At 35.5% G+C, this 14,974-nt stretch carries 13 protein-coding genes; 1 reads left to right on the top strand and 12 read right to left on the bottom strand.

Annotated features, from left to right (window positions below; all coding sequences use genetic code 11):
* Positions 1-224 precede the first annotated feature (224 nt).
* From galE to Q1A47_RS17280, 10 genes are all read right to left on the bottom strand, one after another.
* Positions 225-1,292 carry a UDP-glucose 4-epimerase GalE gene (galE, locus tag Q1A47_RS17325; protein WP_026680468.1) on the bottom strand — a complete coding sequence of 356 codons (1,068 nt, stop codon included), beginning with the start codon at positions 1,290-1,292 and terminating at the stop codon, positions 225-227.
* The gene (locus Q1A47_RS17320; protein WP_166530459.1) at positions 1,289-2,386 is read right to left on the bottom strand and encodes an EpsG family protein; all 1,098 of its coding nucleotides are present in this window, start codon (positions 2,384-2,386) and stop codon (positions 1,289-1,291) included. The genes galE and Q1A47_RS17320 overlap by 4 nt, the downstream gene beginning before the upstream one ends.
* Positions 2,387-2,417: 31 nt before the next feature.
* Positions 2,418-3,320, bottom strand: coding sequence for a glycosyltransferase family 2 protein (locus Q1A47_RS17315; protein ID WP_166530458.1), 903 nt, complete (start codon positions 3,318-3,320; stop codon positions 2,418-2,420).
* Entirely contained in the window at positions 3,317-4,435 is a 1,119-nt protein-coding gene (locus tag Q1A47_RS17310) for a glycosyltransferase family 1 protein (protein ID WP_026680465.1), read from the bottom strand. The genes Q1A47_RS17315 and Q1A47_RS17310 overlap by 4 nt, the downstream gene beginning before the upstream one ends.
* Positions 4,420-5,574 (bottom strand): glycosyltransferase family 4 protein, encoded by a 1,155-nt coding sequence (locus Q1A47_RS17305; RefSeq protein WP_166530457.1) that lies wholly within the window; start codon positions 5,572-5,574, stop codon positions 4,420-4,422. Before Q1A47_RS17305 ends, Q1A47_RS17310 begins: the two co-directional genes overlap by 16 nt.
* Positions 5,575-5,598: 24 nt before the next feature.
* Complete coding sequence (galU, locus tag Q1A47_RS17300) at positions 5,599-6,477, bottom strand: UTP--glucose-1-phosphate uridylyltransferase GalU (RefSeq protein ID WP_166530456.1); 879 nt, start codon at positions 6,475-6,477, stop codon at positions 5,599-5,601.
* Positions 6,478-6,500: 23 nt separating this feature from the next.
* Positions 6,501-8,327 carry a nucleoside-diphosphate sugar epimerase/dehydratase gene (locus tag Q1A47_RS17295; RefSeq protein ID WP_166530455.1) on the bottom strand — a complete coding sequence of 609 codons (1,827 nt, stop codon included), beginning with the start codon at positions 8,325-8,327 and terminating at the stop codon, positions 6,501-6,503.
* 198 nt (positions 8,328-8,525) lie between these two features.
* Positions 8,526-9,158, bottom strand: coding sequence for a CpsD/CapB family tyrosine-protein kinase (locus Q1A47_RS17290; RefSeq protein ID WP_246484732.1), 633 nt, complete (start codon positions 9,156-9,158; stop codon positions 8,526-8,528).
* 16 nt (positions 9,159-9,174) lie between these two features.
* Entirely contained in the window at positions 9,175-9,897 is a 723-nt protein-coding gene (locus Q1A47_RS17285; protein ID WP_121604229.1) for a YveK family protein, read from the bottom strand.
* 694 nt (positions 9,898-10,591) lie between these two features.
* Complete coding sequence (locus tag Q1A47_RS17280) at positions 10,592-12,397, bottom strand: LPXTG cell wall anchor domain-containing protein (protein ID WP_166530454.1); 1,806 nt, start codon at positions 12,395-12,397, stop codon at positions 10,592-10,594.
* 343 nt (positions 12,398-12,740) lie between these two features.
* Between Q1A47_RS17280 and Q1A47_RS17275 the strand changes: the two genes are divergently transcribed.
* Positions 12,741-12,881, top strand: a complete 141-nt coding sequence (locus tag Q1A47_RS17275) for a hypothetical protein (protein ID WP_166530453.1) — start codon at positions 12,741-12,743, stop codon at positions 12,879-12,881.
* A gap of 1,010 nt (positions 12,882-13,891) precedes the next feature.
* Here the strand turns inward: Q1A47_RS17275 and Q1A47_RS17270 are convergent.
* Positions 13,892-14,611: a class A sortase gene (locus Q1A47_RS17270; RefSeq protein WP_166530452.1), complete on the bottom strand. Its 720-nt coding sequence runs from the start codon at positions 14,609-14,611 to the stop codon at positions 13,892-13,894.
* 80 nt (positions 14,612-14,691) lie between these two features.
* Positions 14,692-14,974 (bottom strand): LPXTG cell wall anchor domain-containing protein (locus Q1A47_RS17265; RefSeq protein WP_299632551.1); only part of this gene is annotated, 283 nt, incomplete at its 5' end.

The following is a 14,974-nucleotide window of genomic DNA, read 5'->3' as shown; positions in this document are numbered from 1 at the left end:
TCTTCTTTGCAAAGTTAGTTGAGGCCGTGCCCGCGGAAAGCGAAGTAATTAGTCGGAGCATTGCCAATAGACATCAACCATTTCAAAATAACTACTTGGCTTAACGCAGTCATTACACTGATTTTATACTTTCTTACACTACAAAAAAGCGCTGAGAGCGCTTTTTTAAGGCTTCTTTTAATTGAGTAGAAGAGGAGAAGCATAATAAAGTTGGATAAAAGCCATTAAAAAATCCCTGCATTTTTTATCAGGGATACATTCGTTTTATTCCGTTTTGTTACTTCCTCATAGCCATTTAGATTAGTAGATTGCCATCTCCAAGTATCCTTACACATAGCGTCAATTCCTCTGGTTGCTTGCCACCCAAGTTGTTCTTTTGCTTTTGAGCAATTTGCATAACAAATGGCTGCATCCCCAGATCTTCGTGCTTCTATCGTATAAGGAATAGCTCTACCAGAAGCTTTTTCAAATGCAGCTATTACTTCTAGTACACTGTATCCTCTACCAGTACCAAGATTAAACGTATTTATACCTGTGGAGGATTGTACGTTTTCTAGTGCACTTAAATGACCAATAGCTAAGTCAACCACATGAATATAATCTCTTATTCCTGTCCCATCTTTCGTAGGATAATCATTTCCAAATACATGAAGCTTATCTAACTTTCCCACAGCAACCTGTGAAATATAAGGAAGTAGGTTATTCGGTATACCATTTGGATCCTCTCCTATCAAGCCACTAGTATGCGCACCAATTGGATTAAAATAGCGCAATAAGGCTATACTCCAACGTTGATCTGAAAAGTATAAGTCTTGCAGCATTCCCTCAATTATTTGTTTCGTACGTCCGTAAGGGTTTGCTGGCTTCAGCTCCGTATTCTCATCAATCGGAACTTGATTTACAGCACCATATACTGTGGCCGAGGAACTAAACACCAATTTATTGACCCCATACTCACGCATAACCTCACATAAAATGACGGTGCTATGGACATTATTACGATAATATTTAAGCGGGAATGAAACAGACTCACCCACTGCTTTATAACCAGCAAAATGCATGACCGCTTCTATATTATGCTTAGCGAACACCTCTCTAACACTCGCTTTATCTAATAAACGGATAGGATATGCTTTCACTTGCTTACCAGTAATTTCCGTTATCCGCTTTAATACATTTGGATTACTATTTTCAAAGCTATCCATAATAACGATGTCATAACCTTTATTAAGTAGCTCTACACAGGTATGACTACCGATATATCCAGCCCCTCCAGTAACGAGAATGGTCATTTTTCTCCCCCTTTCGTGTTCCATACAAGGTAATCACTTTCATATAAAATTTGTAGGCTTATTACATTTTCATAATAATAATAAGCGAAGTAGCAAATTAAAATTCCAAAGTAGATAAATTTTTGGTCCTTTTCACGAAATAGCTTTACAATCCATGAAATAAGAATTAACTGATATAACTCAAAATAAATGGAAATTCTAGCGAATATCCAATTCTGCGTAGATATCAACATAAAAATAAATCCTAATAGCGACATATTTACAATATAATCACTATTTGGAGTTAATTGCCTTAATTTATTCCTACCTAGAAAAGCAATAAATAAAGGCACCGCACCTACCGCAACCCGCAGGATATTCGACCCACCTTCCTCAAAGCCTTTATAGTGACCATATTGGGTATCCTCTAGTGCTGAAAATAATAGTGCTGAGAATTGTTCAAATCCAACTACGATGACTAAAGATACCGTAATTAATACAAGCGTCGCTTTGGACCATGCCTTAAATCGCACTAAAAAATATATAGGTAATAGAATAAGTGCGCTTTGATGAAACAAGGAAGCCAAACAAATAATCAATGCATATTTTATAAAATTTCCTTCCGTTACATATTTTATTGCTGTGAAAGCAATTGCAGCAGCTAATACTTGCCGTATGCCGTTCATAGATACAAGGAATAAACCACCTGTGATGTAGACATACAAACTAAGCTCTAGCATTCTTGAATAATGGTATAAAACAAAAATAATGAACACATTTGTGATAAGAGCTGTTGTAAAAATCAAGATTTGCGGATCTTCTGAAATAAAATTTTTTAATAGCATTTGTAGCAAACCAAAACCGATATCCTTTTGCGCTATTACTGTATCCCATGTGAAATTATTAAGCTCATAGGAATATTTATAAAAAAAGGTATCTCCAATATTAGATCGTAGTCCGGAGATGACTACAAGAGATACTAATGAAGCAAAAACAAGTAATTTATTTGGTCGAATCGCATCAACTATGCCTGGAGCGGTAATTGGTGTTGCCACATATCGGGCTAAAAAAGAAAATGAAAAAACGAGTATAAGGTTAAACCAAAGCAAGACCATATGATTTTTCCTTTCGGCATAAAGTAAATCTTTATTGGGCTGAGGTCATTGTGGTAGTAGTCGATCTAAACTTAATATATAAGAACAATAAAAAGCCAAGTGGTATAGCTAATATTGTAAGTGTTTTTGATGGTGTTTCTTTGAGAAATGAACGATTATTACTTAGCATACTGCTTGATACATAGTGGATAGCCTGCCTAAATTTAAAAGAAGTACTAGCGAACGGTAACTGCATTAGCTCTTTACGGTAAAAAGAAAACCCCTTTGGGTTATTTCGATACTGATTCATCATATTGTAAGAAGAACCATCAGGTAGATATTCTACATGGCATAGTACTTGATTCATTAATAACATTTCATAATCCCTATCTAGCATAAAATATTTATATGCTAGTCCTACATAGTTTTCATTTTCAAATAGGGGATAGTTATACTTCCGCGTTAATGCTGTTCGATAGACAAGCTTCTTATCCCCTTTAACACCATATCTGTGATAAAGATTAAATAAAGTTGATTGGCTGACGTGCTGTGGTAACGGAGTGCCAATAATCTTATTATGCTTATTTGCATCCAGGCCAATAATTCCACTAACTTGTTCACTGCCATAGTCATCCCAAAATGATAGAATCTTTTCAACAGCATCCGTTGGCATATAATCATCTGAATCGATACAAACATTTAATTCTGTTTGGATGCGTTCATAGGCAGTGTTATGTGCACCATGCATCCCTTTGTTTGGCTGCCAACAATAATCAATTTGTATCACATCTTCTTCTTTCCACTTTTCTACTAATTCCCGCGTATGATCCGTCGAACCGTCGTCCACAATTAACCATATAAAATCTTCAGAGGTTTGTGCTTTTAAGCTATCGTAACAATGGTGAAGACAATAGGCTCTATTATACGTGGGAGTAAATATCGTTATACGTTTCATACAATCTCCTCTCGTAAATTGATGTAAGCGTCTTGGGTTTCACGTGCGGTTTTTCGTATATCATATCCCCTTTGCGACACTGCATCTTCATACATATAACGAGTGAAGGCAGCTTTATGACATTTCATTATCTGCTTAATCCAACGATCCTTAGCATTAAGTTCTATATATTCTATAAGACCGAATCCCATATCCACTTCTTTCGTAATCGTATTAGCAATGATGCAGGGTAAACCTGCACTTTGCGCTTCAATCAATGTAACCGGTAACCCCTCATGTAAAGATGGAAAGATAAACGTATCAAACGCCTGTAATAAAAGATGTATATCCTTTCGTATACCAAGTAAACGCACATGACTTTCAAGATTTAACTCACTAATTCTTTTTTTCACTTTTGATTTTAATGGTCCATCCCCAACTAATAATAGGACGGTATTAGGTATTTCACGTTGTATTTCCTTAAATAATTCTAGTAAATATAGATGATTTTTTTGTCGTGTAAACCTTCCAACATGACCTATTACAAATGTATTTTCTGATATACGCAGCTTTTCCCGCATATCGTTGCGTAACTGCTGAGAAAATTGAAATTTATCTGCTTCAATGCCGTTCTTTAGAATAAAAGCTTGCTGTGCCTTATTTTTAAACAACCAATTTGCTGCAGCTCGGGAACATGCATAATAATGGGTAGCACTCTGTGTAATAAAGCTGCCTGCAAAACTCTTGTATAGTTTTGTAGCTAGACTTCCTTCACTTTCCGTATTGTGGCTATGGGATATTCGAATGGGTACATTCGCTGCCTTAGCTTCTCGAAGAACGAGTCCACTCATCTTATCGAGGTGGGAATGAACAATGGAATATTCTTGATTTTGTTGAAAAAACTGTCGTAACCCCCGCCTAAATCCATGATGCCCAACATCCGTAATATAAGGGATCCGATGAATACGTCCACCCATCTGCTTAATTGTTGCATCAAATTCACCTTCTCTACACGTTAAAAAATCAAATTGAACCCTTGTTCGGTCCATATTACGATATAAATTCATCAGTAGCGTTTCTGCTCCCCCTCTGTTCATATTTACGACAACATGAAGGACTCTTAGTGGGCTACCCATACTTTCTCCTCCCCTTCGTTCATATACCTTTTATAAATGCTACGCAACTGCTCTAGTACCAAGCTTTGACTATAATATTGTAAAATTGTATCACGAGCATTTTCACCTAATGATTGCCTTTGTGCTGGTGTTTCAGATAGATGCTTTATTTGTTGAGCAAGCAATCTAGAATCCATTTGTGGTAGCACGATACCATTTTCATTACACTTGATTAATTCCCTATATCCTCTATTATTCGTAGCGACTATTGGAATACCGCATGCCATTGCCTCCATAATACTTACGGGTAAGCCTTCTCGATAACTGGAACCCAACGCAAGATCACAAATAGGCAAGAGGTTATGTACATCCTTACGAAATCCAAGAAATTGGATAAGATGTTCCACGCCAAGCTTTGTAGCTAACTCCTTACAAAAATGGAATTGATCACCCTCCCCAGCAAGGAGTAGCTTTACATTCGGGAGCTCTTCTTTTAAATAAGCTAAAGCATGGATGAGGAATTGCTGATTTTTATTTTTGTTAAATTCTCCAGCGTGAAATAGTAAAAAGTCATCTGGTTGAAACCCGAATGACTTTTTTTGTATTGCTTTTTTTGCCTGGTCTATCGGGATAAATGTAGCTGGATCAACACCAACACCATTAACCTTGTTGATCTCCCCTGCTTTAAAACCATGCTTCACTGCTAATTGATAGTCCTCATTATTAATTACTATTAAGCTATCCGACAAACGAGCAAGATACTTCTCAATAGGATAATAGATGAGCCAACTTTTCCATGATCCTCCTTTACAAAAATGAAATCCATGTGCTGTATACAAAACCTTCGTCCCTTTCTTTCTTCCCCTCCTTGCCGCCATTCTAGTTAACATACCACCCATAGGTGTATGACAGTGGACGATAGCATACTGTTGTTTCTCGATTAATGATTTTAATTGCTTATAGCCTTTCCAATTTGCTAGACGAAATGGCGATCTGTCAATCTCGATATGATATTTATGATCAACATAAGGTAATTCCATTGAACCTTTAGCAGCAACCTCAACTTGCCAGCCCTGCTCCTTAAACCACTTTAAATATGGCAGATGAAATGCTTTAAAATGATAATCTACGGTTGCACAGAATAAGATTTTCTTTGGCATACTCTATTCACCTTTTCTTAAAGACTACCTAGTTAACTCTGTTTCTACTAGGGTTGCAAGATAATCTAATAATGGCTTCCTTAAGTTCTCTCGCTGCAATCCAAAAGCAATAATTGTTTGCATAAACCCTAATTGGTCACCAACATCATAACGTTCACCAGCAAATGCATACGCATAAACAGATTCATATGCATTTAGCTTTGCTATGGCATCCGTTAATTGAATTTCCCCTCCTGTACCAGGTTCCTGTGACTTGAGAATTTCGAATATGGCTGGAGTTAAAATATACCTACCTAAAATAGCTAAGGTAGATGGAGCCTCTTGTTGCTTCGGTTTCTCAATTAGATCCTTGACTTGGTACAGATGATTCTCCATTAACTGTCCAACTACAATCCCATACTTGGATACATCTTCTCGTTTTACATTCTGCACACCAATAACCGGTGACTGGCAATGATAAAATTGATTCAATAATTGCTTTAAACACGGTGTTTCTGCTTTCATAATATCGTCTCCTAATAAAACAGCAAACGGTTCATTACCGATAAACTTACGTGCACACCAGATAGCATGCCCTAAACCTTTGGGTTCTTTTTGCCGTATATAATGAATATCCACGAGTGTTGAAGAACGTTGTACGGCATGTAGCAAGTTGTATTTCTGTTTATTCATAAGACTTTGCTCCAGCTCAAAGGAATGATCAAAATGATCCTCGATAGCCCGCTTTCCTTTCCCTGTTACAATAATGATATCCTCAATCCCTGAAGCAACTGCTTCTTCTACAATATATTGAATAGTAGGTTTATCAACAATTGGTAACATTTCCTTTGGCATCGCCTTTGTAGCAGGTAAAAATCTAGTACCTAGCCCAGCCGCAGGAATAATAGCTTTCCTAACCTTCATATTCTGTTTCCCCCACTCCATTTCTATATGGTGACTACCGATTCAGATTTATGGATTGTCTTACTATTTGCTATCTCTATTAATCGATTCTTTAAAGCGTGTGAATCTAAACTCGTATACGTTGCTAGAATATCTTGAATGCTCTCTATTTGGATCTCTGTCGTTTTCCCAATATAAATTTTTGGATAAATCTGTTGATCTACTATTTCCTGTTCAGTAAGTAGTTCCTCAAACAGCTTTTCCCCCGGCCTAGCTCCGGTATAGGTTATCTCTATATCATCAAGTGTAAAGCCCGAAAGCGTGATTAAATTTTTGGCAAGGTCAACGATTTTAATAGGCTCTCCCATATCTAGTACAAAAATTTCACCCCCATTAGCTAATGCGCCAGCTTGGATAACTAGCCTTGAGGCTTCAGGAATTGTCATGAAATAACGAACCATATCTGGATGTGTTACGGTAACTGGTCCTCCTCTTTCGATTTGCTTTTTAAATAATGGTATAACGCTTCCGCGGCTACCTAATACATTTCCAAACCTAACAGCGACAAACTTTGTATCACTTTTTCTATCCATATCCTGAATAATCATTTCTGCCAGTTTTTTTGACGCCCCCATGACACTAGTTGGATGAACAGCCTTATCTGTTGAAACCATTACAAAAGTAGTCACCTGATGTACGCTGGCAGCTATTGCTATATTCATGGTTCCTATCATATTATTTTTTACAGCTTCTTCTGGATTTTTTTCCATTAATGGTACATGTTTATGGGCTGCAGCATGATAAATAATATCTGGCTTGTGAGTTTTTATCACATCCATCATCTTATCCTTATCTTGAATATCTGCAATAATTGCTGTGATTTCAACTGCATCATGCTGCTTTTTTTCCTTTAACTCCATCTCAATGGTATAAATACTGTTCTCACCATGACCTAGCAGTATTAAATGACTTGGCTGAAATTCTATTAGTTGTCGTGATAATTCCGATCCTATCGATCCACCGGCCCCTGTTACAAGAACCCTCTTTCCTTGAATATTTTTGGAAATACTTTCGATATCAATATCTATCGGTTCTCTTCCCAAGAGATCCTCCACTTCGACATCACGAAATTGATTTACAGAAACTTTCCCCGTAATCAGATCCTCCAGTAAAGGTAAGATCTTTGTTTCTGCTTTAGTTTTAGCACATTCCTGAATAATGGGCTTTAGCTCCTTTTCAGGTAAAGAAGGAATAGCAATAATAATATTATCTACTTTACGTTCTTCAACAACATCAACAATCTCCCTTACGCCACCTATAACAGGAAGTCCTAAAATATCAAGATTTTTCTTTTTGCTATTATCATCAATAAAGCCAATTGGTAGCAATCTACATTCACTATTTTTTAATAATTGTCTTGCAACCATTGTTCCTGCTGATCCGGCACCAACTATCAAAGTTCTCACTTTTGTTGTTCGTCTATTTATAATAGAATCACGGTACAATCGCCAAACTAATCGTGAACCACCAATAAAAAACAAATGTAGCAGCCATGTTATCATTAAAAATTTAAATCTTATTTCCTGTAATGCAATGAATTGAACGACACCTGTAACGAATGCAACGTAAGTTACAATTTTTAAAAGTAACAATAATTCATTTGTACTTGCATATTCCCATACTTTTTTATAAAGTTTATAAGATAATGAAAAGAAATAATGACTACATAAAATAGCAATCGTACTTATCCATAACAATGTGTTCTCAACATGAATAGGCTCCCCAACTAAAAAACTACTTATAAAAATAGCAGAAAGTACAATACAGGAATCAATGCAGATAAAAAATGATAACCTTTGTCGATATGTCACAAACTTCCCTCCCCTCATACAAACTTTCTTATGTAAATAGATTGGGCATCTAACCCATCCTCACACCACACTATCGACGACTAGCGTCTAAGGTTTGACAACCCACAGCATGACCGAGTGCCTACCTTGATAACGGCGAGTAGACATCACCATAAACCAGTTGTAATTCTTAATAACGAACAATTGGTTTAAAAAAATTTATTTGTATTTTTCATTGATAATAACTCCCATTACATTCGCTTTCGCCAATTCAAGCACTCTTTTAGCCTCGATAACGTCCTCTAAATCCGTCTTCCCTCTGCCTACAAGTAAAACCACACCATCACTATAATTTGCCAGTAACCTTGTTTCTGTATATTTCAAGATAGTTGGAGAATCAATTAGAATAACATCATATATCGTTTTGAACTCTTTCAATAATTCCTGCATCTTCGCACTTTCTACTATTTCAGCAGGGTTAAAAATACTCGAACCACTTGTAAGAATATCAAGCTCACCAATTCCCGTCTGATTAATAACAGAGCTCCATGTTAAATCTTTTGTAAGCAAATTCGTTAGCCCTAAGCTTTTTTCTTTTTTAAAAACACTCTGCACGACTGGACTTCGTAAATTAGCATCAATCAGCAGTACCTTTTCATTTTGTTTAGCCATCGTAACAGCTAGATTTGAAATAGCTGTTGATGTGCCTTCCCCGCTTCCTACCGATGTAAAGAGAAATATTCGATGATTTGGATTATTGGTTAAAAACTTCATATTGGATCGAATTGTTCTAAATTGATCCGCTATGATCGAATCAGGATAAGCATGTGTTATAAGATTTCCCTTCTTCATGTATTTACGCTTACTCTTACTTAATATCAGCTGTCTCACCCCTTACGTTTATTTCTCTTTGTCTTCTTCTTTTTACAAACTTTTTCTTATTCACGTTCGATATCGATCCAATTACCGGTACACCAAGAACCAATTCTAACTCACTTTCTTTTCGAATTGTTCCATCCAAGGAATCAAGTAAAAAAATTAATCCTAAACCAGTAATGGCACCAAATATAAATGAAATAATTACTATTTTATGCTGTCCACCATTTATAGCTTGATGATTTTCATCCGCAGAAGATAGTAATTGCACCTCTTTAAAATCTAAAATATCGGCAATTTCGCTTTTAAACGCTGTAGCTGTCGTATTGGCGATTTCAACAGCTTGAGCAGAGTCGCTGTCCCTAACAGAAATCTGTACCACTTGTGAATCTTCTATTCTCGCTACCTCAATTTGTTCGGCAAGCTCTTCAGATGTTTGTGATAGCTGTAATTCTTCTTTCACTTTATCCATAATTAATGGGTCGGTAATCATTACCATGAGTGTCTTCATATATTCACTATCCGCGCCAATAATCACCCTTGTCGACGTTTGATAAATAGGGGTATTATTAAAACTGTTATATAGATAGCCAGCTGATGTAAAAAGAATGGTAATGGCAATAACTAGCCATGCTCTTTTTTTTAACAAATCAAATACTTCTTTTAAGTTAATATCCTTCTTCTTTTTTTGTATATTTATCGTTTCATTGTCCATGAAGGTACCTCCCCAATTATTTATGAATGCTTTACTTTCTTAATAACATCCATGTCATTCTTTATATAGAACAATCAAAGCAAAAAAATTACTATTTTAGCAGGAAGCAAGATGTATTAGTAAACCGTCTAATAGTTATTTATAGTTTAGTTCTTTATAAAGAACAAGTCAACAATTAATTTTTATCATCTACATGAATTTACTACAAAAGCTCAATAGTCCAACCACAGTATATGTACAAATAATGCACTTTAGAACAGATTATTTAAAACCAGCGAAGGACGCTATAACATATATGGATATTTCGATATATTATGTTCCTATGTGAGATGATATTCAATACATTGATTCCATGATTGGAACGAAAAGGTACGACTCCCATGGAATAGCGGGGCCAAATGAGATCCCGCAGAAGCGACGAGAAGGCTCACCATCCGCCTGTAGTGGAAATAAATTTTGGTATCTACTAGTAATCTTGTCAAATTTATTCCTGTATGATTTACCAATTCATCAATTCCCATCTTGTTCTTCATTTTAAGTCAGATATTAGATAAAGATAGTAAAGCCAACATCCCTAAGTTTAAAGAACATCGGCCTTATGTCAAAATATCTTATCGTACAAAGCTCTCCAATAAGTCAAAAAACAATTAAAAATATAAGTTCTATCTTTAAGCGCTTTTTTGTTGTTTCAAGCTTATTTTATTAATATTTTTTTTCTGAAAAAAATACATACAATGGAGATGCCAATCATCAATAATCCTATCATTATCATGAAACCAGACTGTTTTTCACTTGTCTGTGGTAATTTATCTGATTTCTTTAATTGATCTGGTGACATCGATTTATCCGATTCCTTACGAACCAATTCTTCATACGCTTCATTCAAAGTTGCTAGTGCTGCATCTACTTCTGCTTGTGTTGATGTGTCATTCTCAAGTACAGATTGTGCTTCTGTTAACGCTGCTTCAAAATCACTCCATGAACCTGGTGAATAATCGGTTTCTATTAGAGTGTCCAATTCGTTTACTTTTGATTGTAACGCTGTTTTGTTTACTGTTAGTTCCTCCTGAGCTGCTGTTAATATTGCTAATGCTTCATCTATTTCAGCCTGGGTTACTTCCGAGTCTGCAAGAACGGCCTCTGCATCTGATAAAGCCTCTTGATAATTACTCCATGAATCTCTTGAATAATCAGTTTCTATTAGAGTGTCCGATTCATTTACTTTTGATTGTAACACTGTTTTGTTTACTGTTAGTTCCTCTTGAGCTGCTGTTAATATTGCTAATGCTTCATCTACTTCAGCCTGAGTTACTTCCGAATCTGCAAGAATGGCTTCTGCATCTGATAAAGCCTCTTGATAATTACTCCATGAATCTCTTGAATAATCAGTTTCTATTAGAGTGTCCGATTTATCTACCATATCCCGTAGAAATACTTTTGTAATAAGATTATTAAGTACTTCATTAGTTTCTACTGTTGCTACTTCACTCGTAATTGAATTGTCAAAAAGCACTTGTGCCGTATTTGGAAATTCTAGTATTTTACCATTATTAGGAGATTTAACAGTGTATTGCACTGTAATAGTGTCGTTATGACTAATTTCTCCTAAATTAACAACTATCTTCCCTGCCACAAATCCATCTTCATCGTTGATTACTCGTTCTTCGCCATTGAAGGTGACTTTAATGGTCCCGGGAACATATTCCATTCCTTCAGGAATAGAATCTTCGTAACGAGCATTAGTAGCTGTCTCTTCACTACCATTGGTAATCGTTCCTTTATACGTAACTTTATCACCGTCATAGATTTTTCCGCCCGGAGTTACTGTTAATTCCGCGTTTAGACAAGGTAAAGTTCCAAAAAAGATATTGTCGATGAAATTCCCCATAGCGAGACCATTCCCAGCCGAAGTAACAGCTTCAAAACCGAACCGTGTCAAAGTTTGTCCTTCTGGAACTATATAAATGCCTGTGTGTGTACCCCAAGCATCATTTCCATCTGTTATTTGTTCCTGAACAACTGTATCGTAAGGGTTGTCCGTAACTGGTCCAATACGAACTTGCATCGTATCTTCTCCTGCACGCCCTCTATGATCTAAACTCCAATATAACGTCTGCCCAGGAGTAGTTTCAACATCTTGATATAACATTCCATTTTCATAAGCATTCAACTCCGCCCATCTAGATTCATCAGGAGCAGGATAATAATTCGAATACTCAGAAGGATTCCCTGGTCGCCAAATTTCAATAGCACTATCTGTAGTATTCCATCCTGGAACAGAAGAAGGCTTGTACATATATGCTCTCCCTGCATCACCAGATGTTTTTGGCTCTTCAAAACTACCATTTATTAGTGAAATTGGTTGTGAGCAGCTATTTTTTTCTGCTGCTTGAACTGTATTAGGAATAATATTAACTAGAAATGTAATCATTAATACGATCGCTAACAAAAATATAGTAAAGCTTAATTTATGATTTCTTGTTAAAAATAAACTTTGCATTTAATTTCTCACTCCTTTTTTTGAATACCTTAAACAATAATCTCCTATCCTTTGATCTAACAGACAAATTAAATAAAAATCACCATCCCCTCTATATATGATAAAAACAATCAAAAATGGATTATATCTATTAAAACAACTTACAATAGTAATCTATACAAAAAATATATAAACGGATTAAACGAAACCTTATAAAATAGACTGGAAAATCGACTACAATTACTCTTTCAAATGAAATATTACGAATGAGAGAAACAGACTTGCTAAATATGAGTTCCATGCAAGTATGGGGAAATTTAGGAGGGATACCAAGTAAGTTCTATAAATCCAAGGAGACTGGAAAATGGCGAAAACACACCTATACTTATTCCATTCAATAACAAAGAAAAGTAGTGGGAACGAGTGGAGAAAATTAGCATTATATGATGATTTAACAGGGTTGGCCAATAAGAGGTCATTAGATCGGGCATTGCAACAGTTCTAAAAGAAGTATCCACAAACATTAAGCTGTTTGTTTATTAATTTAAATCATTTCAAAATAATTAATGACACGTATAGACATTACGTTGAAATAAGGCGCTAATGGTATTACCTAGACTTCAAAATCTCTATTTATGCAAGTAACCGTATATTTTTCAAAAAAGCAATAATGAATTTATTGTGTTATTAAACGATGAGGAAGAAGAGAAAACGAATAAAGTGACTGAAAAATTTGCAGAGATAGCTGGAAAAACTTTTTATAGTGATAGAGTTGCATTAGCGTTAAAATGTGGGAATTAGCATGTTTCCTAGGGAAAGTCTATCTATGGAAGAGTCATTTAAATTTTGTGGAGGCATTCCATTCCTATTTTCAATTCTATCTCCATCTGTTTTCGAGAGATAATATCATAGCTTTTCATCTTATCATCGTATATTGATATGATTTTTCTTGTTTAAGAATAGGAGGGATTATCAAATTAGAGATTACTTTTAAAAAACAGGCGGTTGACAAGCAGTAATAAGTCTCTGGTGATTTTGTCCAAATAAATCTTTTAACGTATATTGAGATATCTTACAAAGTGATCATTTAGCTATATTCTTGAGGATTAACGATAACCATCATAGCTAATTTCTCTGCCCCAAGTCTATGATCGATTAATTCCCCAAACTCCTTTTACATTTAGCTTTTTCCTTTATCGATGTTCCATCCAAATATAGTTCATCACACCCTATCATATAAAAAGTTACATAGATTTTTGAACAGGAATAAAGTCATCGCTGTTCAATAAACCTGTCCATTAAGTATTTATAGTAGTAGATGCTTTGATGCAAAACATTCGTCTAATGCACTACAAAATCCACTGTACCGAAAACATGGGCCAGATTATCAAGATTTTATTTCCATACAATCCAATTCAATGAACAACAAATATTTAATTATAAAAGTAATGTATATGATTTACTAAAACATAAAGATTAAAGAATTTTGAATATTTTAAAACGATTACATACTCTCTATTGGTCATTCAAATCTAATTGAAATGCATCTGTAATTTCATCTGAGGCATCCCCAATTGGTATTTTTTGTACAAAGTGCCCTCTCGTTAATAGCCTGTCTTCTCCTTCATTATCGCAGGTAATGAGAGTTAACAAGTTTTCTCCTTTTACGTCTTCTATTACCTCGATGTCCGTTGCTTCGATAGTTCTTTGTTCATTGATTTGATATTCATATACGTATTTTAAATCAGTCATATAAACACGTGCACCTATCTCCACTTCAAACAAGGGACCGAAAAGTAATTCCTCTTTTGTCATATGGTGACCAGCTAAAGCATAATTACCCTTCCCCATAAGTTGCTCCTCTTTCATCGTCCCAGCTGTCAAAGCTAGTGTATAATTAGAAGTTCCTTTCCCTATTGCTAAATTAAGTTGAACACTGGGAATACTGATTCCTCCAATTACAGTTATTTCATCCTTATGCAAGTTCGCTTGGATAAGAGTTTTTAAATCTAATTCTTTTACCTCTTCAAAGTTGAATGTAGCCTTCTTTTTTTGGTTTGTTTCAATGTCAGATGCACTGACCATATTGATTGACCCTATTCCCATATAAGCAATCCAATTTTTTATAGGTTCATAAAATACAAATAAAATCCCAACAAACAGAACCATCCCAATGAGCATATTATATAGAACTCTGGTTATCTTAATGTTCTTCTCTTTTCTTTTTTTTCTCATTTTTGGTCACCTTCTATTATTTATAGAGAAAAAGCACCTAAAAATATAAATTCTATCCTTAGGTGCTTTTTTGTTATCACTTACTTTACTATCCATTTCTTTCTCGCATAAAATCCAATGATAGAAAACACAATCATAACTAATCCTATCATCATAACACCTGTTTGTTTTTCACTTGTTTGAGGTAGTTTCTTGGTTGGTTTTTCTGACTGTTTTGGCTCATCCGGTGTGTTAATATCCAATGGGTCCTTCGATACATGCACATCTGTCTCTGGTGGTGTTGGGGTTTCTGGTTCATTTGGATCTTCTGGATCCTCTCCTGGCACTTCTCCTGTGACCGTCGCAATATTCGTCACAGTTCCC

It is taken from the genome of uncultured Virgibacillus sp. (assembly GCF_947495635.1).
In the GTDB taxonomy this organism is placed as follows: domain Bacteria; phylum Bacillota; class Bacilli; order Bacillales; family Amphibacillaceae; genus Virgibacillus; species Virgibacillus salarius.
Note: the sequence above shows the minus strand (reverse complement) of the source record. Positions and strands in the feature narration are given on the sequence as shown.

Excerpts from the sequence above, each read along its gene's own strand:
- galE (WP_026680468.1), bottom strand. The coding sequence starts at position 1,292 with ATGACCATTCTCGTTACTGGAGGGGCTGGATATATCGGTAGTCATACC.
- Q1A47_RS17320 (WP_166530459.1), bottom strand. The coding sequence starts at position 2,386 with ATGGTCTTGCTTTGGTTTAACCTTATACTCGTTTTTTCATTTTCTTTT.
- Q1A47_RS17315 (WP_166530458.1), bottom strand. The coding sequence starts at position 3,320 with ATGAAACGTATAACGATATTTACTCCCACGTATAATAGAGCCTATTGT.
- Q1A47_RS17310 (WP_026680465.1), bottom strand. The coding sequence starts at position 4,435 with ATGGGTAGCCCACTAAGAGTCCTTCATGTTGTCGTAAATATGAACAGA.
- Q1A47_RS17305 (WP_166530457.1), bottom strand. The coding sequence starts at position 5,574 with ATGCCAAAGAAAATCTTATTCTGTGCAACCGTAGATTATCATTTTAAA.
- galU (WP_166530456.1), bottom strand. The coding sequence starts at position 6,477 with ATGAAGGTTAGGAAAGCTATTATTCCTGCGGCTGGGCTAGGTACTAGA.
- Q1A47_RS17290 (WP_246484732.1), bottom strand. The coding sequence starts at position 9,158 with ATGAAGAAGGGAAATCTTATAACACATGCTTATCCTGATTCGATCATA.
- Q1A47_RS17285 (WP_121604229.1), bottom strand. The coding sequence starts at position 9,897 with ATGGACAATGAAACGATAAATATACAAAAAAAGAAGAAGGATATTAAC.
- Q1A47_RS17280 (WP_166530454.1), bottom strand. The coding sequence starts at position 12,397 with ATGCAAAGTTTATTTTTAACAAGAAATCATAAATTAAGCTTTACTATA.
- Q1A47_RS17275 (WP_166530453.1), top strand. The coding sequence starts at position 12,741 with ATGGCGAAAACACACCTATACTTATTCCATTCAATAACAAAGAAAAGT.
- Q1A47_RS17270 (WP_166530452.1), bottom strand. The coding sequence starts at position 14,611 with ATGAGAAAAAAAAGAAAAGAGAAGAACATTAAGATAACCAGAGTTCTA.